This is a genomic window from Paenibacillus sp. FSL R5-0744 (genome assembly GCF_037972555.1).
In the GTDB taxonomy this organism is placed as follows: domain Bacteria; phylum Bacillota; class Bacilli; order Paenibacillales; family Paenibacillaceae; genus Paenibacillus_AQ.
The window spans coordinates 5415913-5439441 of sequence record NZ_CP150228.1; the positions used below are offsets into that span (position 1 = coordinate 5415913).

At 46.1% G+C, this 23529-nt stretch carries 15 protein-coding genes, 9 tRNA genes and 3 rRNA genes; 2 read left to right on the forward strand and 25 right to left on the reverse strand.

The genetic code is table 11. From position 1 onward, the window contains the following. The first annotated feature begins 258 nt into the window (after nucleotides 1–258). Together fabV and MKY19_RS23965 are read left to right on the forward strand one after the other, a co-directional pair. Nucleotides 259–1449, forward strand: coding sequence for an enoyl-ACP reductase FabV (gene fabV / locus MKY19_RS23960; protein ID WP_076284851.1), 1191 nt, complete (start codon nucleotides 259–261; stop codon nucleotides 1447–1449). Between the two features lie 217 nt (nucleotides 1450–1666). Then, the gene (locus MKY19_RS23965; protein ID WP_339798163.1) at nucleotides 1667–2587 is read left to right on the forward strand and encodes an aldo/keto reductase; all 921 of its coding nucleotides are present in this window, start codon (nucleotides 1667–1669) and stop codon (nucleotides 2585–2587) included. A 119-nt stretch (nucleotides 2588–2706) separates the two neighbouring features. Here the strand turns inward: MKY19_RS23965 and MKY19_RS23970 are convergent. The 25 genes from MKY19_RS23970 to MKY19_RS24090 form a co-directional block, all read right to left on the reverse strand. Further along, nucleotides 2707–2779 (reverse strand) — tRNA-Lys (locus MKY19_RS23970). A gap of 80 nt (nucleotides 2780–2859) precedes the next feature. Continuing rightward, nucleotides 2860–2938 (reverse strand) — tRNA-Leu (locus tag MKY19_RS23975). Nucleotides 2939–2957: 19 nt separating this feature from the next. Beyond that, nucleotides 2958–3034 (reverse strand) — tRNA-Arg (locus MKY19_RS23980). 10 nt (nucleotides 3035–3044) lie between these two features. Next, nucleotides 3045–3119, reverse strand: a tRNA-Gly gene (locus MKY19_RS23985). A gap of 36 nt (nucleotides 3120–3155) precedes the next feature. Then, nucleotides 3156–3228: transfer RNA gene (locus tag MKY19_RS23990), tRNA-Lys, on the reverse strand. 15 nt (nucleotides 3229–3243) lie between these two features. Further along, nucleotides 3244–3321, reverse strand: a tRNA-Asp gene (locus MKY19_RS23995). Nucleotides 3322–3347: 26 nt separating this feature from the next. After that, a tRNA-Met gene (locus MKY19_RS24000) sits at nucleotides 3348–3424 on the reverse strand. A gap of 43 nt (nucleotides 3425–3467) precedes the next feature. Next, nucleotides 3468–3543, reverse strand: a tRNA-Val gene (locus MKY19_RS24005). An 88-nt stretch (nucleotides 3544–3631) separates the two neighbouring features. Beyond that, nucleotides 3632–3706, reverse strand: a tRNA-Glu gene (locus MKY19_RS24010). Nucleotides 3707–3788: 82 nt separating this feature from the next. Beyond that, nucleotides 3789–4328, reverse strand: coding sequence for an AAA family ATPase (locus MKY19_RS24015; RefSeq protein ID WP_076287119.1), 540 nt, complete (start codon nucleotides 4326–4328; stop codon nucleotides 3789–3791). Between the two features lie 133 nt (nucleotides 4329–4461). Continuing rightward, nucleotides 4462–4578, reverse strand: a 5S ribosomal RNA gene (gene rrf, locus MKY19_RS24020). A gap of 147 nt (nucleotides 4579–4725) precedes the next feature. After that, nucleotides 4726–7654 (reverse strand): 23S ribosomal RNA (locus MKY19_RS24025). A 258-nt stretch (nucleotides 7655–7912) separates the two neighbouring features. Continuing rightward, nucleotides 7913–9470 (reverse strand): 16S ribosomal RNA (locus tag MKY19_RS24030). The 16S, 23S and 5S rRNA genes sit together here, the layout of an rRNA operon. A 445-nt stretch (nucleotides 9471–9915) precedes the next feature. Then, a complete protein-coding gene (locus tag MKY19_RS24035; RefSeq protein WP_339798167.1) occupies nucleotides 9916–11682 on the reverse strand; it encodes a LysM peptidoglycan-binding domain-containing protein in 1767 nt (588 codons plus the stop codon). 324 nt (nucleotides 11683–12006) lie between these two features. After that, a complete protein-coding gene (gene ilvE, locus MKY19_RS24040; RefSeq protein ID WP_339798169.1) occupies nucleotides 12007–12888 on the reverse strand; it encodes a branched-chain-amino-acid transaminase in 882 nt (293 codons plus the stop codon). 4 nt (nucleotides 12889–12892) lie between these two features. Next, nucleotides 12893–13780 carry a prephenate dehydratase gene (pheA, locus tag MKY19_RS24045; protein ID WP_042191147.1) on the reverse strand — a complete coding sequence of 296 codons (888 nt, stop codon included), beginning with the start codon at nucleotides 13778–13780 and terminating at the stop codon, nucleotides 12893–12895. Beyond that, a complete protein-coding gene (gene thrB, locus MKY19_RS24050; RefSeq protein ID WP_339798172.1) occupies nucleotides 13777–14757 on the reverse strand; it encodes a homoserine kinase in 981 nt (326 codons plus the stop codon). Before thrB ends, pheA begins: the two co-directional genes overlap by 4 nt. A gap of 59 nt (nucleotides 14758–14816) precedes the next feature. Then, nucleotides 14817–16103, reverse strand: a complete 1287-nt coding sequence (locus MKY19_RS24055) for a homoserine dehydrogenase (protein ID WP_149646000.1) — start codon at nucleotides 16101–16103, stop codon at nucleotides 14817–14819. A gap of 36 nt (nucleotides 16104–16139) precedes the next feature. After that, on the reverse strand, nucleotides 16140–16577 hold the full coding sequence (locus tag MKY19_RS24060) for an ACT domain-containing protein (RefSeq protein WP_042130552.1): 438 nt from the start codon (nucleotides 16575–16577) through the stop codon (nucleotides 16140–16142). Between the two features lie 158 nt (nucleotides 16578–16735). Then, nucleotides 16736–18097: a hypothetical protein gene (locus MKY19_RS24065; RefSeq protein WP_339798176.1), complete on the reverse strand. Its 1362-nt coding sequence runs from the start codon at nucleotides 18095–18097 to the stop codon at nucleotides 16736–16738. Nucleotides 18098–18151: 54 nt separating this feature from the next. Further along, a complete protein-coding gene (locus MKY19_RS24070; RefSeq protein WP_339266713.1) occupies nucleotides 18152–18922 on the reverse strand; it encodes a hypothetical protein in 771 nt (256 codons plus the stop codon). 14 nt (nucleotides 18923–18936) lie between these two features. Beyond that, on the reverse strand, nucleotides 18937–19683 hold the full coding sequence (locus tag MKY19_RS24075) for a hypothetical protein (RefSeq protein WP_339798178.1): 747 nt from the start codon (nucleotides 19681–19683) through the stop codon (nucleotides 18937–18939). A gap of 11 nt (nucleotides 19684–19694) precedes the next feature. Next, complete coding sequence (locus MKY19_RS24080) at nucleotides 19695–21014, reverse strand: SPFH domain-containing protein (protein WP_042191160.1); 1320 nt, start codon at nucleotides 21012–21014, stop codon at nucleotides 19695–19697. A gap of 212 nt (nucleotides 21015–21226) precedes the next feature. Next, nucleotides 21227–22537 (reverse strand): GTPase ObgE, encoded by a 1311-nt coding sequence (gene obgE / locus MKY19_RS24085; protein ID WP_042191162.1) that lies wholly within the window; start codon nucleotides 22535–22537, stop codon nucleotides 21227–21229. A 15-nt stretch (nucleotides 22538–22552) separates the two neighbouring features. Beyond that, entirely contained in the window at nucleotides 22553–23293 is a 741-nt protein-coding gene (locus MKY19_RS24090; protein ID WP_076300740.1) for a Spo0B domain-containing protein, read from the reverse strand. Nucleotides 23294–23529: the final 236 nt, after the last annotated feature.

The following is a 23529-nucleotide window of genomic DNA, read 5'->3' on the forward strand; positions in this document are numbered from 1 at the left end:
TAAGTAATGTAAAGGGGGTTGTCCTTGAAGTCATGAAATGGCTACTGGGGCAGCCCCTTTTCTAAGGAATAACGTCCCTGGAGTCCGCAAGCCTTAATAAATGATCAAGACTCGATAGCACAGCTAGCTAACAAACAAAAATACAGGGTAGCGGATTCTTATCGAATATCCTAAATTCTTTGTATTAGTAAATATTGTTTGCTATACTTTCTCTGTGTATCAGTAGACTTAAATTTTTATACAAAGGGGAATTCCTTGATGATTATTCAACCTAAAACACGCGGATTTATATGCACAACAGCCCATCCAGAGGGATGCGCCAAACAAATAGAACAACAAATTGAATATGTAAAAGCACAAAAGAAAATTGAGGGACCTGCGAATGTACTTGTCATCGGTGCCTCTACCGGATACGGACTGGCTTCTAGAATTTCAGCTGCTTTTGGTGCTGGCGCCAATACCATTGGTGTGTTCTTCGATAAGGCTGCGGAAGGTCAGCGCACCGCATCTGCAGGCTGGTACAACTCCGCTGCCTTTGAACAACAAGCAGCAGAGCTTGGACTTAAATCACACAGCATAGTTGGCGATGCCTTCTCAGATGCGATTAAAGAGAAGACCATTGCATTGATTAAAGCTGAATACGGCACCATCGATTTAGTTATTTATAGTGTCGCTTCACCTCGTCGTACCCATCCGGTAACAGGAGAAACCTTCTCCTCCGTTATTAAACCGGTGGGAACAGCTTATTCGAATAAAACTTTGAACTTCCACACAGGCGAAGTTTCCATGACCACCATTGAGCCTGCTAATGAAGAGGAAGTACGTCAGACCATCGCTGTAATGGGCGGCGAAGACTGGAGAATGTGGATCGATCAGCTTCAAGCAGCTGATGTCCTTGCAGATGGTGCTACTACCGTTGCTTACTCCTACATCGGGCCTGAAATCACTCACCCTATCTATCGGGACGGAACAATTGGCCAAGCCAAGCACGATCTGGAACAGACTGCGATCCAAATGAATGACCTTCTTTCATCAAAAGGCGGACGTGCCTTTGTATCCGTTAATAAGGCGCTCGTAACTCAGTCCAGCTCAGCTATTCCTGTAGTACCCCTTTATATCTCTGCACTTTATGAAGTGATGAAGGAAAAAGGCCTGCACGAGAACTGTATTGAACAAATGTATCGCTTGTTCTCTGAGCACCTATACGGTGAAGGCAAGGCTACTGCTGACGGAAGCTGCTTGATCCGCATTGACGACTGGGAAATGCGTGAGGACGTTCAGACAGAGGTTATGAAACGTTGGGACGAGCTGACAACTGATAATGCAGGTGAGCTGGCTGATCTTGAAGGCTACCGCCAAGATTTCTTCAATCTGTTTGGCTTTAGAACAGATGGCGTAGACTACGAAGCAGATATTGATCCTAATGTCGACATTCCGAATATGTATTAAAATGATTCTGAATACATCCATATGCTAATTCTGGATGTATAAACAAAGAGGTTGTCTGCAAAAGTAGTGAAGTCTACTGATGTGGCGGCCTCTTTTTTGTACTTTGCTTACAACCTACCTATACGTCGTAGGGCATATTGGCTTAGCCTCCCACTTTGTGATATGGTTTGATAGAATACTTCAAGTTCTAACTTACATTCTAAGGAGTGAATCACTCATGGTTAAGAAAATTAGTGTAGCGAATGGTGTACTTGACGTATCCCAAATTTCGCTGGGCTGTATGCGGATTGCGGATTTGTCTGCAAAAGAGGCTGATACACATGTACATAGTGCGTTGGAGCTCGGAATAGACTTCTTTGATCATGCCGACATTTACGCGGACGGAAAAGCTGAAGAGGTATTCGCAGGGGTACTTCAGAACAATCCTGGTATGCGTGATAAAATGCTGATCCAAACCAAATGCGGAATCCGCAAGGGTTATTTTGATTTTTCCAAAGAGCATATCCTACAATCCGTAGAGGGTAGCCTAAAACGCTTTAAGACCGATTATATTGATGTGCTCTTGCTTCACCGTCCTGACACGCTGTTCGAGCCGGAAGAAGTGGCTGAGGCTTTTGACATTCTGGAGAGCAAGGGATTGGTCAAGCATTTTGGTGTCAGCAACCAGAACCCGTTACAAATCGAGCTACTTAAGAAAAATGTAAAGCAACCGCTGCTGTTCAACCAGCTGCAATTGAGCATTATGTTTACGGGTATGATTGATACCGGCTTCAATGTGAATATGACTAACTCCGGTTCGGTTGTTCATGACGGCGGGATCTTAGAGTACAGCCGTCTACACGACATGACCATTCAGCCATGGTCACCTTTCCAATATGGGTTCTTTGAAGGTGTATTCTTGGACAACGACAAGTTCCCTGAATTGAACGAGGTCATTAACCGCTTAGCAGCTGAAAAAGAGGTTACCAATACCGCTATTGCCATTGCCTGGATTCTAAGACATCCGGCAAATATGCAGCCTGTTGTAGGTACAACCAATACGCAGCGATTGCGGGATATTGCCAAAGCATCCGATATTACACTCACCAGACCAGAATGGTATGAAATTTACCGCGCTGCGGGTAATATCCTTCCATAAATATCAAAAGCCACGAAGTACGCTAATATCGTACTTCGTGGCTTTTTTTGTGACTATAATTGAAACCGTATAACTCTTATAAAAAAAAGAAACGGCATCTCTGCCGCTTCTTTTAAGGATGGACTCTCAGGGGCTCGAACCCTGGACAAATAGATTAAGAGTCTACTGCTCTACCAACTGAGCTAAGAGTCCACAATATAATGATTTACCTTACTATACTTGAAAAACAAAAGCCCTTAGCTTAACGCATAAGAGCTTCGCTTGCTAATTGATACCGGCGAGAGGACTCGAACCTCCACGGTTTCCCTCTCGATTTTGAGTCGAGCGCGTCTGCCATTCCGCCACGCCGGCAAAGTATGAAGTTAAAATATGGCGCGCCCTGAGAGATTCGAACTCCCGGCCTTTTGATTCGTAGTCAAACGCTCTATCCAGCTGAGCTAAGGGCGCAAAATTTATATGGAGCGGACGACGGGAATCGAACCCGCGACCCTCGCCTTGGCAAGGCGATGCTCTACCGCTGAGCCACGTCCGCACACGGTATGTATTAGTGTCCGACTCACTTAAGAAGTGAGCCATGAAGGACTCGAACCTTCGACACCCTGATTAAAAGTCAGGTGCTCTACCAACTGAGCTAATGGCTCATGAAGCAAGAAAAATGGCGGAACCGACGAGATTCGAACTCGCGATCTCCTGCGTGACAGGCAGGCATGTTAGGCCAACTACACCACGGTTCCAAAAGATATAATTGCTTGATGAAAATTGGTTGCGGGGGCAGGATTTGAACCTGCGGCCTTCGGGTTATGAGCCCGACGAGCTACCGGGCTGCTCCACCCCGCGTCATTAAAAATATTTAGCTATTCATTACCATAAGAAAGCTTCATGGTGGAGGCTGAGGGGATCGAACCCCCGACCCTCTGCTTGTAAGGCAGATGCTCTCCCAGCTGAGCTAAGCCTCCATGTAAAGAAGCAACTCAATTATCATAACACAATCCAACCTGTAATGCAACATATTATTTCAGAAGAACAATTACGTTTTAAAGAAATTGGTGACCCGTATGGGATTCGAACCCATGTTACCTCCGTGAAAGGGAGGTGTCTTAACCCCTTGACCAACGGGCCGTATTGAAAACAAAATGTTTTGACAACAAAAAATATTATATCATGTATTTCGAAGTATAGCAATACCTAAATTAATATATTTTCACTTTTCTTCTATAATAGGCGTTAAAGTGATATCAAGCTTACTAGCTATCATCTTTACGACTCCTAGAGTAGTCAGGTTATTTGTGTCTAAATGGTCTTTAAATACGTCCTTATTAAGCCCTGTGAGGCATCTGTCGATCTGTTGAACGGCCCACGAGTCATTCCCTTCACCTCTACCACCCAATCTCTTGAGCAGCGTCTCTCGTGAGGCACACAAAGTAAAATGATGAACCTCTAATCCCTCATTTATTAGATTACCAGCAATGTCCATCCAATATTCTGGGTTGACTATGGTCATAGGTACGATAATCGTTCCCCTATATTCGCTAGCTATGTATTTTAACATGGAATGGTTAATTTCACGCCAAAGATAATAGTCCTGAAAGTCACTTTTCGTCATCACATCGGGAATGTTTGCTCTTATGTAATACCCTACATTCTCTGGATCGTATACAAAAGAATCAGGAAGTCTGCGATGTAATTCATATGCAGTTTCTGTCTTCCCCGCACCAAAAGCTCCATTGATCCATATAATCAAGATCTTTATCCCCCATGAATAATCTATTAGTGACTCTATTAAACCACTTTATCATAAAAACCCTTACAAGCAAATTCACTCTACAAGGCACAACAAAAAGACCACTGTCGATTACTCAACAGTGGTCTTTCGTGCTTGGCAACGTCCTACTCTCCCAGGACCCTTCGGTCCAAGTACCATCGGCGCTGGAGGGCTTAACGGTCGTGTTCGGGATGGGTACGCGTGGAACCCCTCCGCTATCGCCACCAAACGGGCATTTGCGGTACAAATGCATTATTCAGGTCTCAGCATCGCCAAATGCTGAAAACAAAATTCATCAACATACAGCCACTAGGACCATATGGTTTAGAACTTGATGCCTGAAAACTGAATCCGAATTGAATTTGCGTCTTAAGTATAGGATAAGCCCTCGACCGATTAGTATTGGTCAGCTCCATGCATTACTGCACTTCCACCTCCAACCTATCTACCTCGTCGTCTTCAAGGGGTCTTACTAATTGGGAAATCTCATCTTGAGGGGGGCTTCACGCTTAGATGCTTTCAGCGCTTATCCCGTCCGTACGTAGCTACCCAGCCATGCTTCTGGCGAAACAACTGGTGCACCAGCGGTACGTCCATCCCGGTCCTCTCGTACTAAGGACAGCTCCTCTCAAATTTCCTGCGCCCACGACAGATAGGGACCGAACTGTCTCACGACGTTCTGAACCCAGCTCGCGTACCGCTTTAATGGGCGAACAGCCCAACCCTTGGGACCTACTTCAGCCCCAGGATGCGATGAGCCGACATCGAGGTGCCAAACCTCCCCGTCGATGTGGACTCTTGGGGGAGATAAGCCTGTTATCCCCAGGGTAGCTTTTATCCGTTGAGCGATGGCCCTTCCATGCGGTACCACCGGATCACTAAGTCCGACTTTCGTCCCTGCTCGACTTGTAGGTCTCGCAGTCAAGCTCCCTTATGCCTTTGCACTCTTCGAATGATTTCCAACCATTCTGAGGGAACCTTGGAACGCCTCCGTTACTCTTTAGGAGGCGACCGCCCCAGTCAAACTGCCCGCCTGACACGGTCCCCGTACCCGGTTAGGGTACTAGGTTAGAACCTAGATACGATCAGGGTGGTATCCCAACGGCGCCTCCACCGAAGCTTGCGCTCCGATTTCTACGGCTCCCACCTATCCTGTACAGATCGTACCCAAATTCAATATCAAGCTGCAGTAAAGCTCCATGGGGTCTTTCCGTCTTGTCGCGGGTAACCTGCATCTTCACAGGTATTAAAATTTCACCGGATCTCTCGTTGAGACAGCGCCCAAGTCGTTACGCCATTCGTGCGGGTCAGAATTTACCTGACAAGGAATTTCGCTACCTTAGGACCGTTATAGTTACGGCCGCCGTTTACTGGGGCTTCGGTTCATAGCTTCGGGTTACCCCTAACCACTCCCCTTAACCTTCCAGCACCGGGCAGGCGTCAGCCCGTATACTTCGCCTTGCGGCTTCGCACAGACCTGTGTTTTTGCTAAACAGTCGCTTGGGCCTTTTCACTGCGGCCCCCTCGTGCTATTCACACTACCGGGGCACCCCTTCTCCCGAAGTTACGGGGTCATTTTGCCGAGTTCCTTAACGAGAGTTCTTCCGCGCGCCTTAGAATTCTCTTCTCGCCTACCTGTGTCGGTTTGCGGTACGGGCACCTTCTCCTGGCTAGAGGCTTTTCTTGGCAGTGTGAGATCATGACCTTCGCTACTGTAATTTTCGCTCCCCATCACAGCCCAGCCTTAACGATGTGCGGATTTGCCTACACATCAGCCTCACTGCTTAGACGGACATATCCATCAGTCCGCGTCACTACCCTCCTGCGTCACCCCATCGCTCATAGCGGATTACGGTGGTACAGTAATTTCAAACTGTTGTCCTTCGACTACGCCTTTCGGCCTCGCCTTAGGTCCCGACTTACCCTGAGCGGACGAGCCTTCCTCAGGAAACCTTGGGCTTTCGGCGGATCAGATTCTCACTGATCTTTTCGTTACTCATACCGGCATTCTCACTTGTATGCTGTCCAGCGCTCCTTACGGTACACCTTCAACCCACATACAACGCTCCCCTACCCCAGATACATACGTATCTAGCCATAGCTTCGGTGGTGTGTTTAGCCCCGTTACATTTTCGGCGCAGAGTCACTCGACCAGTGAGCTATTACGCACTCTTTCAATGGTGGCTGCTTCTAAGCCAACATCCTGGTTGTCTGTGCAACTCCACATCCTTTCCCACTTAACACACACTTGGGGACCTTAGCTGATGGTCTGGGCTGTTTCCCTTTTGACAATGGATCTTAGCACTCACTGTCTGACTCCCGGCAATAAGTATATGGCATTCGGAGTTTGACTGAGCTTGGTAATCCTTGCGGACCCCGCACCCAATCAGTGCTCTACCTCCACTACTCTTATACCGAGGCTAGCCCTAAAGCTATTTCGGGGAGAACCAGCTATCTCCGAGTTCGATTGGAATTTCTCCGCTACCCCCACCTCATCCCCGCATTTTTCAACATGCGTGGGTTCGGGCCTCCAGTGCGTGTTACCGCACCTTCACCCTGGACAGGGGTAGATCACACGGTTTCGGGTCTACGTCCACATACTAAATCGCCCTATTCAGACTCGCTTTCGCTGCGGCTCCGTCTTCTCGACTTAACCTTGCATGTTAAACGTAACTCGCCGGTTCATTCTACAAAAGGCACGCCATCACCCATTAATAGGGCTCTGACTTTTTGTAAGCACACGGTTTCAGGTTCTATTTCACTCCCCTTCCGGGGTGCTTTTCACCTTTCCCTCACGGTACTGTTTCACTATCGGTCGCCAGGTAGTATTTAGCCTTAGCAGATGGTCCTGCTGGATTCATACGGGGTTTCACGTGCCCCGCACTACTCGGGATCCGTCTCGGAGAGAACACAGTTTAGGTTACAGGGCTTTTACCTCTATCGCGGGCCTTTCCAGACCTCTTCACCTACCATATTCCTTTGTAACTCCATGTGAGACGTCCCACAACCCCTAAGAGCAAGCTCTTAGGTTTAGGCTGTTCCGCGTTCGCTCGCCGCTACTGACGGAATCACTATTGTTTTCTCTTCCTCAGGGTACTTAGATGTTTCAGTTCCCCTGGTCTGCCTCTACATCTCCTATGTGTTCAGAGATGAGTAACTGCGAATTACCACAGCTGGGTTTCCCCATTCGGACACCCCCGGATCAAAGCTTGCTTACAGCTCCCCGAGGCAGTTTCGTTGTTCGCCACGTCCTTCGTCGGCTCCTGGCGCCTAGGCATCCTCCGTGTGCTCTTATTAGCTTAACCTTGATTTTTCCGCAGGAAAATATCATACGATATCTCTCTTGGAATCATCTCACTAATAACATTTACTTGTTTGCACAAGTTGCTAAAAGATGTTCTAAAACGCAAATTCGTTTCGGTATCCAGTTTTCAAGGATCAAGTCTTACTGAGAGCTTAAACTCTCAAAACTGAGCAACGAGTGAGTAACAGGCCTAAACCTGAGATTTGGAAGTTTAACTTCCGATTTGAATGTCTTCATTGCAGAAGACGATTCTCCATAGAAAGGAGGTGATCCAGCCGCACCTTCCGATACGGCTACCTTGTTACGACTTCACCCCAATCATCTACCCCACCTTCGGCGGCTGGCTCCCTTGCGGGTTACCCCACCGACTTCGGGTGTTGTAAACTCTCGTGGTGTGACGGGCGGTGTGTACAAGACCCGGGAACGTATTCACCGCGGCATGCTGATCCGCGATTACTAGCAATTCCGACTTCATGCAGGCGAGTTGCAGCCTGCAATCCGAACTGAGACCGGCTTTGATGGGATTGGCTTCACCTCGCGGTTTCGCTTCCCGTTGTACCGGCCATTGTAGTACGTGTGTAGCCCAGGTCATAAGGGGCATGATGATTTGACGTCATCCCCACCTTCCTCCGGTTTGTCACCGGCAGTCACTCTAGAGTGCCCAACATTACTTGCTGGCAACTAAAGTTAAGGGTTGCGCTCGTTGCGGGACTTAACCCAACATCTCACGACACGAGCTGACGACAACCATGCACCACCTGTCTCCTCTGTCCCGAAGGCCGCCACTATCTCTAGTGGATTCAGAGGGATGTCAAGACCTGGTAAGGTTCTTCGCGTTGCTTCGAATTAAACCACATACTCCACTGCTTGTGCGGGTCCCCGTCAATTCCTTTGAGTTTCAGTCTTGCGACCGTACTCCCCAGGCGGAGTGCTTACTGTGTTAACTTCGGCACCAAGGGTATCGAAACCCCTAACACCTAGCACTCATCGTTTACGGCGTGGACTACCAGGGTATCTAATCCTGTTTGCTCCCCACGCTTTCGCGCCTCAGCGTCAGTTACAGCCCAGAAAGTCGCCTTCGCCACTGGTGTTCCTCCACATATCTACGCATTTCACCGCTACACGTGGAATTCCACTTTCCTCTTCTGTACTCAAGTCACCCAGTTTCCAGTGCGACCTCAGGTTGAGCCCAAGGTTTAAACACCAGACTTAAATGACCGCCTGCGCGCGCTTTACGCCCAATAATTCCGGACAACGCTTGCCCCCTACGTATTACCGCGGCTGCTGGCACGTAGTTAGCCGGGGCTTTCTTCTCAGGTACCGTCACTCCGATAGCAGTTACTCTACCGGACGTTCTTCCCTGGCAACAGAGCTTTACGATCCGAAAACCTTCATCACTCACGCGGCGTTGCTCCGTCAGACTTTCGTCCATTGCGGAAGATTCCCTACTGCTGCCTCCCGTAGGAGTCTGGGCCGTGTCTCAGTCCCAGTGTGGCCGTTCACCCTCTCAGGTCGGCTACGCATCGTCGCCTTGGTGGGCCGTTACCCCACCAACTAGCTAATGCGCCGCAGGCCCATCCCTCAGTGACAGATTGCTCCGTCTTTCATTCTTTCTTCAGGAGAAAAAAGAAATTATCCGGTATTAGCTACCGTTTCCGGTAGTTATCCCAGTCTAAGGGGCAGGTTGCCTACGTGTTACTCACCCGTCCGCCGCTAAGTTACTTTGAAAGCAAGCTTTCAAAGTAACTCCGCTCGACTTGCATGTATTAGGCACGCCGCCAGCGTTCGTCCTGAGCCAGGATCAAACTCTCCAATTAGTATTGAAAAGAGCGATATGCTCATTTTGAAACATCTGACGAGAAAATTAATTCTCTAATTTTGGATTTCACTTTCGTGATTTCCTACTCACTCGTTGTTCAGTTTTCAAAGATCAAGTTCTCGTTGGCGCCGTTTAATGTCTCAGCAGCAACTTTTATAATATATCATGTTTTCCGATGAATTGCAACACTTTTTTTTCAAAGTCTTTTGTAATTTCATCCGGATTAACATTCACCAACCGAAAGTTTATATCTCCTCTTTGCGACTGGATTTATAATGTAACATATAACCCACTTTAAAAACAACCCCTAAATTCAAAAAACATAAATAAGTACTTTCGCCTCAGTCCTACTTCTCGTTCCCATCTTCTCATAAAAAACGTGCAGATTCTAATAATCAGAACCTACACGTTAAATAGAGATTGGATGTTAGTTCAGAACTGTATTAATTAGAAATCCACGGATTTCTGCGTTTCTTTGAGCTCTCTGTACGACCACCAGCTTTTGAACGTTGAGACTTCACACCTGTATTGTTTTTCTTACTGCTGTTTTGACTCGAGGTCTTTGCTTTTGATGCCGTTTCCTTCGTTCCAGTTCCCTTGCTCTTGAGAGAAGCGCCAGAAGTAGATTCCTCACTCACTGTTCTAACAACTTCGGGAGTGTCCTGTACAAACGTTTCAGGATCTTGGATTTCCGGAACCCGATTATGCTGCGAATAATTACCAATACCTGGATACTGCGGATTAGACGGAATACTCGACATTATCGGCCCGCCAAAAGCTCCAAGAGGAGATGTTGGAACTATTCCCTGATTAGGTGTTCCCGCTCCATAAGCAGAGAATGCATTTGGGTTTCCATATGCAGGATAGGTATTATATACGGGCATTTCATATGAATAGGGTTGAACATGCATTCCCCCACACCCACAAGTAGTTGGCCAAGGAAGGTTCGATGACATCCCATACATCGGGTTCATCCCTGAAACATTAGCCTCCATATTGTTAGATGCAGCATTTGGATTCCATTGTTCTGGACTCATATTAGGCCAAGCGTTCGGATTCCATTGTTCTGGACTCATGTTAGACGCAGCATTCGGATTCCATTGTTCTGGACTCATGTTAGGCCAAGCATTCGGATTCCATTGTTCTGGGCTCACATTAGGCGCAGCATTCGGATTCCATTGTTCTGGACTCACATTAGGTGCAGCATTCGGATTCCATTGTTCTGGACTCATATTAGGTGAATACATATTTTCTGAAAAGTAGTATGGAGACATGCATTCAGGTCCATATGACGCCGGTTGAACATAACTTGGTGCCCAATTCATGTTCATATTTGGGCTATTTTGATAAGAATCATAGAGATAAGGATTCCCTCCAAGTCCTGGATATCCCATGTTGTCACAAGCATCTGCCTTTTCCTCTTTGCAAGCCACTGGCTTTATCTCAGCTTTTGCTGCCTCATGATGAGCTACAGGCTCTTGATTTGGAACTGTAATCTGAACAAATAGGCTCTGCATTTCAATTTCTTGCACAGGAGCAACTTCCATCTGCATATTCGGTGCAGGATTAGGTGCAGCATTTTGAGTATTAATAGGGGCAATGTTCATCGATGGGTGTGGTGCAGAATTGTACAAAGGCGAGATATTTGGCGATGATTTAGGTGCAGGTTTAGTTTCCGCTTTAGCCTCTGGTTTATTTTCTGCTTTTGCTTCCGGTTTAGTTTCTGGTTTGACCTCTGGTTTAGTTTCCGGTTTTGGTGCAGGAACTACCTCAGCTACTGGCTGTTCTTTTGGACCCGTATATTCCTTCCCGCCAACTTGTGTTTTCTCAGAAGCATTAGAAGGCATGTAGCCTGGCTGTACGGGTGAAGCGTTTGATGTCTTTTTAGGAATGTTGACTACTTCCCCTAACATCAGTACATTCGGATTCTTCAGCTGGGGGTTTGCTTCAACCATATCTTTTAAAGGGATTCCCCACGCCTTAGATAATTTCCATAAGGTATCTCCTTGTTTGACTGTATGCTTGTAGTAAACTTCACTGTTATCCGGTACGGATACAGGAGCCGTAGGTATTTTTACTTTTTCACCAAGTGCCAGCACATTCGGATTACTGATCTGTGGATTAGCTTCAATAATTTTCTGTAACGGCACTCCGTACTTTTGCGATAATGCATACAGACTATCGCCTTGTTTGACAATGTGTATTTTCACGTAGCATTAACCTCCTAAAAGTTTTGTGGAGTATTGCTTTCTTACAGCTACACAGCAAAACTGGCTTTGAAAGCAAACACCCTTTGGATGGAACATTGCTCTCTTACAGAGTTATATGCGGTACAGCCGCCTCCTTCGTTACTACATCTTATGCAGCCCATGGGCGAATGACATCCCTGAAATAAAAAAAATCCTTTCATGAGACATGAAAAGATTTACCAGAGACCTCCGGCCATCTTCTTCATATACATGAAAGGATATCTAATGCCTATTCAATACTCATTACTCGACTAGCATGTAAAGAGCAAATTGTACGATTAACTGTTATTCCCAAACCTTGTAGCCATCTTTGTCAACAACATTGCGGAACTCTTCAAGCAATCTCAAAGTGATTGGACCCGCTTGTCCTTCACCAATGATTCGGCCGTCAATTTCACGCGCAGCAATAACTTCAGCAGCAGTACCTGTGAAGAATACCTCGTCCGCTATGTAAACATCATGCATAGTGAATGGTTCTTCTTTTAGCTTAATACCCAATTTCTCACATAACTCGATGATCGCCAGACGTGTGATTCCTTCAAGCGCTCCCAAATAGCATGGAGGAGTAAAGACCACACCATTTTTGATGATGAAAATATTATCTCCAGATCCTTCAGTAACATATCCTTGAGCATTCATCATGATTGCTTCATCGGCTTCTGCCAGATTGGACTGGATTTTCACTAGGATATTGTTGAGATAGTTAAGCGATTTAATCTTCGGATTCAGTGCATCCGGAATATTACGACGTTGGGATACAGAAACAGCGCGAAGCCCATTAATGTACGCTTGCTCTGGGTAAATAGCTAATTGTTCAACGATAATGATTACGCTGGCTTTAGGGCAACGGCGTGGATCAAGACCCAAGTTACCAGGACCACGGGATACGATCAGTCGAATATAACCGTTACGCATGTCGTTAAGGCGAATCGTTTCAGCCATAGCTTCCAGCATCTCGTCATAAGTGAGCGGAATGTCCAGCATGATCGACTTCGCCGAATCATATAGTCTGTCCAAATGCTCTTTACATTTAAAAATATTACCATTGTAGATACGAATACCTTCAAATATGCCGTCTCCATACAAAAAACCGTGATCAAAAACGGATACCTTTGCATTTTCCTTAGTTACGTGTTGTCCATCCAGATAGATCCATTGTTCAGCCATGAATTTACTGCACCTCCGCTTTCTCTTCCTCATAGGTGTATGTGGGATACGAGCCCAGAATCCGAACCTGACAGCCTAAAGCGCTAATCTCTTCAATCGCTCCTGGCAGCAGGACTGATTCTATCGGTTCCAGCACATCAATATAAAAATAATAAGTACCCAACTTCTTTTTCGTTGGTCGTGATTCAATACGCGATAAATTCAGCTTCCGCCAAGAAAAGGCAGCGAGGACCTGATGCAAAGCACCGGGAAAATCCTCCGGCAGCGTAACTAGGACACTCGTCTTTACACCATTGCTGCTCCGTGGAAGATCAACCTTCTGCGGACCGACAAGGACAAATCGCGTGTAGTTGTTGTTGTGATCTGTAACTTTCCGATCAACAATCTCCAGCCCATGAGTTGCTGCGCCAAGAGCAGTACCAATCGCAGCCCAGCCCTTGTCAGGATTGTTCTTAACGATTTCAACAGCTTCAGAGGTGCTTCCGACCGACTCCAGTTCAGCCCAAGGTGCATGCTTCCGAACAAATTGCATGCATTGTGCCATTGCAACAGGATGCGAAAGGATTTTTTTAATTTTAGTGAAATCCTTATTGCCGTTCGTATCTCTGAATTCCAGCGGGTGACCGATGAGATTCTGTATCGATGGAAAGATCCATTCAGCCTGCATAGGCAGATCGACCTCATTAATGAGCCAATCAATATGTAGACTAACTGAGCCTTCAATAGTATTCTCAATCGGGATAACGCTGTAATCAGTGGTGCCACCAGCCGTAGAGAGAAAGACATCGGAAATTAGCTTGTGATGCACAATTTTTACAGGCTCGCCGTTAAACAAATGCAGCAGCGCTTCGTGAGATACCGAGCCCTGCGGCAATACCGCTATTGATTTCATAACCGTACTTCTCCTTTTATCATATCCAAAAATGATACGTTTTGCATCTCGTTTCTTTCAAGAAGCTCTGATGTAACACCTGAAGTACAAGGCATCAGCCAGCAAGTCTGAGCAGAGATGCCGTGTTCTTGCATCGTATTCATCAGGAAAGCCTCAAGCTCTCGCTTACGAGTCTCATGGCGATCAACTAAACACAGTAGGGTAGGACCGGCACCGCTAAGTGCGATTCCTAAAGCACCATGGTTAGGTGCTTCCGCGAGCAGCTTCTCCATGCCTGGAATAAGTGCTGCACGATAGGGCTGATGCAGACGATCCTGCATCGCTCTACTGATCAGGTCAAGCCGACCTGATGCAAACGAGGCTGTCATTAAAGAGGTTCTGCTGATGTTGTACACAGCATCACTAACTGAGATTTCTGTTGGAAGCACTCCCCGTGCTTTTGTGGTTTCCAGCTCGAATTCTGGAATAACCACGAGAACTTCAAGGTCTTGAGGTGGATCAAGGCGAACGTAATCCGCATGATCACCGTCCCACACTGCGGTAATGATGCCACCAAACAAGGAAGCTCCTACATTGTCAGGATGCTTCTCAAGCTGGGTAGCCATATCAAACAGCTTGGCATCATCGAGCGGAGAGCCGATCATCGTATTAGCTGCGACCATGCCCCCAATGATGGCCGAGGCACTGCTGCCGAGTCCACGCGTAAGCGGAATCTCAGAGTACATCGAAATAGATATTTCAGGCATCGTAACGCCAGCCTCTGCAAATACCATTTGAGCGACCTTATAGAGTAAATTACTCTTATCCCGAGCCACTCCCTTCATCTCGTCACCATATAGATGAAAAACTGTCTCCTCTGCTTCCTCCATCTCAATCCAGGCATACAGCGGCAATGCCATGCCAAGAGTATCGAAGCCCGGACCAAGATTGGCAGTACTAGCAGGTACTTTAACCCTTGCTACTCCATAAGTACTCATAACAGGTGCAATCTCCTTACTCATTGTTTAAATATAGAAAGTATAGTCCATCTACAGTGCTAACCTTCCACACGATAATGACTCTTGATCCGGTGGATGACTTTCAGTTCCTTAAAGTGGCGCAGCACTTTATTCATACTTGCTTTGCTGGCGTTATGGGTAACAATAATAATCTCCGCATCAGGATTATTTGGATTGGCTTGCTGAACTACCGAATCAAGACTCACGTCATACTCGGCAAACACCTGAGTAATCTTGGCCAATACGCCTGCTTTATCATCAACGTGTAAAAGTAGGAAGTTTTTATAAAAGATATCCTCATCACTCTTAAGCTTCTTCTGCTTATAAGGTACTTTCTGCTTCAATCCATTAACACCCAGCTTGAGGTTCTTAATAATGGCTACCAAGTCAGCTACTACCGAAGTTGCCGTTGGCATTGCACCCGCGCCCGCACCATAGAACATTGTCTCTCCTACTGCCTCACCATACACATAAACTGCATTGAAGACACCATTTACAGATGCAAGTGGATGACTTGCTCGAATCAAGGTCGGTTGAACACTGATACTGAATTCCTCATCCTGACGTTCAGCAATGCCTAGCAGCTTGATTTCGTATCCGAGACGCTTTGCAAAGGCAATATCGGCTTTACTCACTTCTGAAATCCCGCTCACACTGACGTCATGTAGCTCCACGTTAGTACGGAAGCCTAGGGTCCCGAGAATCGCCATTTTGCGGGCAGCATCCAGACCTTCAACATCGGAAGTTGGATCAGCCTCTGCATATCCTAAATCCTGCGCTTCTTTTAACACATCATTGTAGGATGCGCCTTCTTGGCTCATTTTGGTTAGTATGTAATTAGTTGTTCCATTCACAATACCTATAATCTTCATGATCTTATCTGAAGAAAAGCCTTCGATAAGCGTCCGAATAATCGGAATACCACCTGCAACACTAGCCTCATAAAAGACATCACATTGCTTCTCTTGCGCCTTAGCCAGAATCTCCGAACCGTGCAGCGCCATCAAGTCCTTATTCGCAGTTACGACATGTTTACCGCGGTCCAAAGCTTCAAGAATATATTCCTTTGTTCCATCGATACCACCCATCACTTCAACGATTACATCGATCTCAGGGTCACGAATAACATCCCATGGATCTGTTGTTATTTTGGCAGGGTCGACCTCAATATCACGTAGCTTATTGGAATTATTCACCGCTATGCGCTCAATGAGTATTGGAGAGCCTACTTGACTGCTCAAATCCTCCTGATTTCCTTCCACGATACGAACTACACCTGTACCAACTGTTCCCAGACCCAGCAATCCTACTTTAACCGGCTTCATCAGTATCCTCCTAAAAGTTTTACGTATATAATTTCTCTATCCCTGTCCAACGATTAGGGCGCGCTTCACTCCCGGAATATTCTTCAGACTATCAAGCATCTCTCCGAGCTCCTCATTCAAATGTGAGATTTCCACGGAAATCACCACATTCGCTCGTCCTTGTAGGGGAATACTCTGGTGAATCGTCAGCACGTTAGCCCCATGCCCCGCCACAGATCCTAGAACCTTGGAGAGCATCCCCGATTCATGTTCCAAATCCATGGAGATCGTAACAATTCGCTCACGTTCGAGCTGATGGATCAGGTGAATGCCATCCTTGTATTTATAAAAAGCGCTCCGGCTCAATCCTACCTGTTCTACACCCTCATGTACGGTCTTCGCATCCCCGGCCTCAAGCAATTGTTTGACCTGCATAGTCTTAAGTACGGCATCAGGTAATATGTCCTCACGGACCAAATAATAGCGTTCTTTCACGAACGTCCTCACCTCAAAGACTTTTGTGTTTTCTTAGTGGACATTATATCGGAAAAGACTTATAAAATGCAATAACTTTATATGTATACTCTGAGGCCAGGGAGTTCGGTGCAGCAAAACCCCCGGATTCCCGGGGGCAGCAGGCAATCGTATGTACGCTAACTGTATGGAATCGTCGTCCCGCAATAGTCACAGATCTTATCCTGCCCAGGAAGTACTCTACTCTTAGCACCGCAACTCGGACAAACGATGGATTTCGGCAGTTGGACAGGTGGATTAGGCCTTTTCTCCGGTAATGACTGCCGCCCAGATGATGGCTGGTTCTCTGATGCCGCGGAGGGCTGTGCCCGGTCAGGATGTACAAGATTGGGCGGTTGTTTATCTAAGAGCTTAACACGTCCTTCATAATAGACAAGATCAGAAGCAAGTAACCCCCATCTCACCAAATACCGTAGGTCTCTACGTACATCATCTTCACTTTGTTTCGTGATATCAGCTAAATTACCAATATGTCTAACATCATCCACTATGATCAGCATGAGATACTTCTTGCACAGAAAATCAAAGTTTTCTGTTGCGAAGGTAGCCCTCCCTGCAAAGCTGTCCGCCGGAATTATAAAGATCAAGTAGAGGACCACCAGAATGATCAATAAAGTGAACCACTTAAAATCCCCTTTGTAGGTCCCCACGGCGAAGAGGACGGCAAGTTCCATAAAAGCTCCCATACATACATGATAGAGCAATTTGTAGTTAAATGATTTCCGCTCATTCTTATAATGAGTGCTTACAAAACGAAGCATCGCAAGTACAAACCCAAGCGGAGCAAACAAATAGGCAATCGCCATGATGATTCGATCAAACACTGTCCGGTCTCGCTTGTTACGGTAGCGAAGGTTATTCTCAGGCGCACGCACCAGTGCTTGTGCCCGTTTGGAATAAATAAGCTTCGGCGGCAATTTTACAAATGGATTGTCTACACGTCCTTCATAATAAACAATATCTGGAGAAAGTACTCCCTGATCTTTTAAATATTCCAAAACCTCGCGGACGTTCTCTTCACTGAATCCGCGAATATCGGATAGGCTGCCGATATGCCTTATGCCGTCCACAAGAACCAAAGCGATATAGTCATTGCAAAGATAGGTGAATCCCTCTCTCCATCCTACGGCCCTAACCGACAATTTGATGGCGGGAATCCTAAACAATGCGTAGATAATTACCAGCCTGATCAAGAGTGCGACATAATCGATTTGACCGAGTAGCTTGCTAATAATGAAATAGATCGCCAATTCTACAAAGGCACCCATACATGCATGATAAAACAGGTTAATATTGCTTGCTTTGCGCTGTCTCTTGGAATGTGTAGATAATAACCGAACGGCAGCCAATATAAAGCCAACCGGAGCAAATACATACGCAAACACAATAGTCGTATAATCAAACGCCGTCCGCTCATATTCGTGCTTATATATCGGTTTGCCAGTTGTTGGTGGCTGCCTTCGTATATCCAATTTACTCATCTTTTATCTCCCCTAGTTAAGTTATATCTACAATGCTCAGGGAGAACCTTGGCATTAACTGTACGATATCATCGTGCCACAGTATTCACAGCTCTTAGACTGACTAGGCTGAACCGTGTTCTGTGCTCCGCAGCCCGGACAACGGATAGACTTAGGCAGCAGCGGTGAGGACTGCGGTTGAGAATGAATCTGCTGTCCCGAAGCTTGAGCTCCGAAGCCTGATGTCCTTCCAGAATGAACAAGATTAGGTGCTGCCATGGATGGATCTGGCGTCTGGCGCCCCTCTGAAAGTACAATATCAATATCCAATAATCCTTTATTCTTTAGATACTGGACATCTCTCCGTACATCGCTATCGCTTTGACCTATCCGTTCAGATATACTGCCGACATATCGGATATTTTTATTTTGAATCAGCTCTATATAAGAAGTGTTAAGCTTAGAAAGTGTATATTTAGCTTTTGCTGTCACACTCGCAAGAATAAGTGCCGGAATCAAAAATATGACTGCAAGGAAAATCTGGATCGTTAATAATTCGGAAGTTCCAGTGTTTCCACTCATGGTATCCACAAACATTGCAATAGAGAGCTCAACAAATCCTCCGATAAATACATGCATGATCAGATTTAGATTGGTGGGTCTCCGATGATTTTTATAATGAGTTAGCATCAAACGTAACAATGCAAGAACGAGTCCAATGGGTGTGAATAGATAAGCTGCTGCAAGAATGACATAATCAAACCCAGTCCGGTCTAATTTAATCAGAGGAACCGCTGCACTCCCCGCTGGGGTCGGTGACGGCTCTTGTATGTTCAATCTGTTCATGTAGTTATTTCCTCCTATTTAAGTGCCGCTAATTCCCGATTTCGCCGCTCTAGTGTAGCTTTAATACTGTCGGCCATTTCGTTGATTTCAGCTTGCCAGTTCTCATGTGGCTCATTTGTCATGAGCAGAAGCTTCACATGATCATGCAACAGGGAGATCTGCTGATGCATGATATCCTCAGTAGCATATAAAGATGGATCTGATACAGGATCACTGAACTTGAATTGATCTCGTAACTTATTGAGCAATTTTACAAGCTGTTCAGTTTCGGGATTGTTCCAGCTGCTTGCCAGCGTACTGATCTCGTTTATTTCACTCTGATGCTGCCGAAAAGCTTGCAAGGACCTCTGCATTTGCTGTTCTTCTGTTCCGGCATTCCATCCATAAATCCCGATCACAGCTAGTGTGATTCCACCAATCAAAAGAATCAGCAGTTGAACGGCAGCATACCACAGAGGGGACAACTCCAGTAGCCAATCGAAGACAATAGCCGATGCGAATACTCCAACCGCATAAATCCCCGTGATGAATGCACCGCTGAGAAGAACGGGTGAGGTCCGCTGCACACTACCTGCAGTACGGAGCCAAAAAATACAATAGCCATACACCACACTCTCCGCCAGCAGAACAGCAACTAGCGAAATCACGAATCGAAACAGTGATTCAGAGAAGCCTAACCCTATAAAGGAGAACACCGTTAGTATTATAGCAGCCACATAAATAATGGTGATGATACGAATATAGCTTTTACCCTTGTTCATAACGTCCTCCTTCAGCCTGCTTTTGTTCCACACTCTGCACAAAATTTCTGTCCAGGCTTCAGCTCATGCCCACAACCTCCGCATTTAATAACCAAGCTATCTCCACAGTGAGGACAGAATTTCACCCCTGGTGATACCATTTCTCCACATTTACCACAGGCTTTAGGCATTTCTTTTCCACAAGAGACACAGGAAGATGCACCCTCAGGATTATCTGCTCCACAGGTTGGACAAGCACGATAAGGATTGCCACAACCAGGACAGAACTTGGCTCCTGCTTTCAATTCATGTCCACATTCCAAACAATTGATCTTGTTTCCGGACGATGCGCTTTGCTGAATGCTCTCCAGAGCATGCCCACAGCCACTGCAGAACCTTCCCTCAACAGAATTCATAACCCCACACTTCGAACAGGAGCGCTCTTGGCGCACAACTGTAGTCCCTGAATCAAAACTCATCCCTCGGGTCATACGATTCACCATATCCATAGCCGGTCCAGCGAATCCCATACCAAGTCCAAGCCCCATCCCGGTGTTCATCATGCCTACTCCAAGATTACCAGGATTACCTGCTGCTTTTTCCATCGTGTTAAAGCCGCGCTCCTGCTGATAGTTGAAGCCGATAATATCCATTTCTGCTTTTTTAGCTAAAGCTTCCTTTAATCGAATCGTTGCCGGATCATCATCAGGAATATTAATGGAATCAATATAGAAATTATTCAGCTCAAGTCCATTATCCAGAAAAGTTGATGCTAGCCGCCCCTGGATATGCTTTGAGATCTCTGCAACATAGGCATTAATCTCCAGTATACTGATTTGCTTATGTACAAGGTAGGATGAGATCAGTTCATTTATATTTGACATAAGCAACCCGCGGAAATAATTCACGAGCGTATCGTGATCAAACTGAGGAAGCGTTCCAACAAGCTGCAACAAAAATTTGCGCGGATTATCAACCTTTACACCAAACTGTCCGAAGGAACGAACAGAAATCATAATTTTGTATTTAGGATCCTGGAGTTGTAAAGGTGCGCTGGTTCCCCATTTAACATTCATCGAATTGGTCTTGTTCACATACCATACTTCTGCTGTGAACGGCGACTTCCCACCGAAAGGAAGATTAACGATATTAGATAAAATAGGAATATTGGCGGTGCTCAGGGTGTGCCGCCCTGCCGTAAAGGAATCAAGCGCTTGTCCGCCCTTGAATAGGATCGCTTCCTGAGATTCATTAACGATTAGCTGAGTCCATGTCCCTAGCTCTTGGTTAGGATATTTCCATGCGAAAATCCCCGGAGGACCGTCGTACTTCACCACTTCTATAATTGCCATCTGCTATTCCCTCTTTCATCATCTATGATATATGAATAACGTATGCGTTCCCGGATGGGAAATTGTGTATTTCGATATTAATTGTATACGATATATATCGTGATTTGGGTTCTTTTCACGAAAAAAATATACTCGATATGGAAATAAAAAAAGCGCGGCTTGTGTCTTCCTCTACAGGAGAACACAAGTCGCGCTTTGTAATCAGCTAAATATTAATAGTAACTGCTATTCTCTACGAACTCGAATTCGAACTCACCAATACGGACAATAGTCCCCTCTACAGCTCCACGTTTACGAAGCTCTGCATCTACACCCATATGTCGCAATGTCCGGGCGAGCTTTAGAATCGCATCATGTGTGCTAAGCTGCATACGTTTCAACATTTTCTCGATACGAGGGCTGTTGACCACATATGTTTCATTATCACGTGTAATGGTGAACGAGTTATTATCTTCCGCTTCTAGCTTATAAACCTTACGTTCAGTTGTTCCTGATACTTCTTCAACTACCGGTGCCACCGGAATACTATCAAGAATATCCGTTGCACGATATAACAGTTCCTGAACACCCTGACGGGTAAGCGAGGAGATTGGCATAACCTCAAGATCCGGACGCAGCTCAGCTACGCGTTCTCGGAAAGCGATGAGATTCTCCTCTGACTCTGGCATATCCATTTTATTCGCGGCCACGATTTGAGGACGATCAATTAGAGCCGCATTATATTGCTTCAGCTCGTCATTAATGAGAACCCAATCCTCGAAGGGATCACGTCCCTCTGAACCAGACATATCCACTACGTGAATAATGATCCGTGTACGTTCAACGTGACGCAGGAATTCATGACCAAGCCCTATGCCTTCACTAGCTCCCTCAATTAATCCTGGCAGATCCGCCATTACAAAGCTTCGTCCATCCCCAACATCTACTACACCTAAGTTCGGTGTAATCGTAGTGAAATGGTATGCACCAATCTTTGGTTGAGCTGCGGATACGACCGACAGTAGCGTAGATTTGCCCACACTCGGGAAGCCTACAAGTCCCACATCAGCCATAACCTTAAGTTCCATGACAATATACCGCTCTTGACCTTCTTCACCGTTCTCTGCTAGCTCTGGAGCCTTATTAGCTGCTGTTGCAAAACGAGCATTCCCACGACCCCCACGACCCCCACGGGCAACAACAACTTGCTGACCATGACGAGTCAAATCGGCGATGATCTCTTGAGTATCATCGTCAATTAACATGGTTCCAGGTGGAATCCGCACGATCATATGATCAGCGTTCGCCCCATGCTGACTTCTGTTACGTCCTTTAATCCCTTTGTCCGCTTTAAAATGGCGTTGATAACGGAAATCCATCAGCGTACGCAAGCCCTCATCTACGCGGAAGATAACGTCGCCACCACGGCCACCGTCACCACCTGCTGGACCACCATCCGGTACATACTTTTCCCGGCGAAACGCAACGATACCATCCCCGCCGTCTCCGCCCTTAACATAAATCTTAGCTTTATCTACGAACATTAATGTTCACCTTCCTCACATTTCAAGCGGCAAACGCAGCTCTACATAAGCCTTGCTGGGCTTAAACTGCTCCGCTTTCATGATTTTCCCTTGTACTATATTATAAATTTGCCCTTTGAGCTGCTCGGGATTGCCATGCTCTCCCTCACCTTCGAAGGAGATAAGAATGTCTCCTCCATCCTGAATAAAGCCAAGACGCAGCTTGCGCGTTTCACCCTGAGGAGCCAGTCCGTTATATTGATAAGCTCGTACGGTCTGCATGATCACTGAAGTCAGCTCATCTCCTGCTTCCCGGTTTAGCTTCTCCTCCAGTTGCAATCCTTCCTCCACTTGAACTTCCAGTTCCAGACTAGTCCGGTAAGTTCGGAAAGATTGGATATAGAAGACCAATGAAGGAATGCCCAGCTTCGCGATACGACTATCAAGCGCTATGCGTTCCTTTATTCTTTCCACACACTCCACGGATTTATCAGGCTTTCCAAGCTGAATATATCCGTAAAGAATCTGCAAATCATTCATCCAATCATGACGATGATGATTCAGTGTCCGAATCGCCGCCTGTTGCAGAGTGTTCTCTTGTATACGCAGCTCCCGTTCCCAATGACGCTGATTCCAAATCAAACTGAAAGCAACCGTTGCTGCTACCCAAATTCCAAGCAACAAACACGTCAAAAGGGAGGTATGCCAATACACGAGTCCTAAAGGAAGCATTACGGATAACATGACTGCCCAGATTGCACTTTTCCAGGATTTCATTCTTTCTCCCCGTCCCTCAGTTCGCAAAATTCATGACTTCGTTTAGATTATTACCCTCATCAATTACCATTTCCTAGTATAACACAGCAGTTCCCTGTAGTTCACCAGAGATAACCGTGAGATTTCACATATGTCTAAGGATGTTTATGTTTTCTTAAAACTCTGAAGGTATACATTTCTAAAGTGCTCAAAGAGGTATCCACAAACGCTTCTGAATATTCTACAAAAAAGCCTCC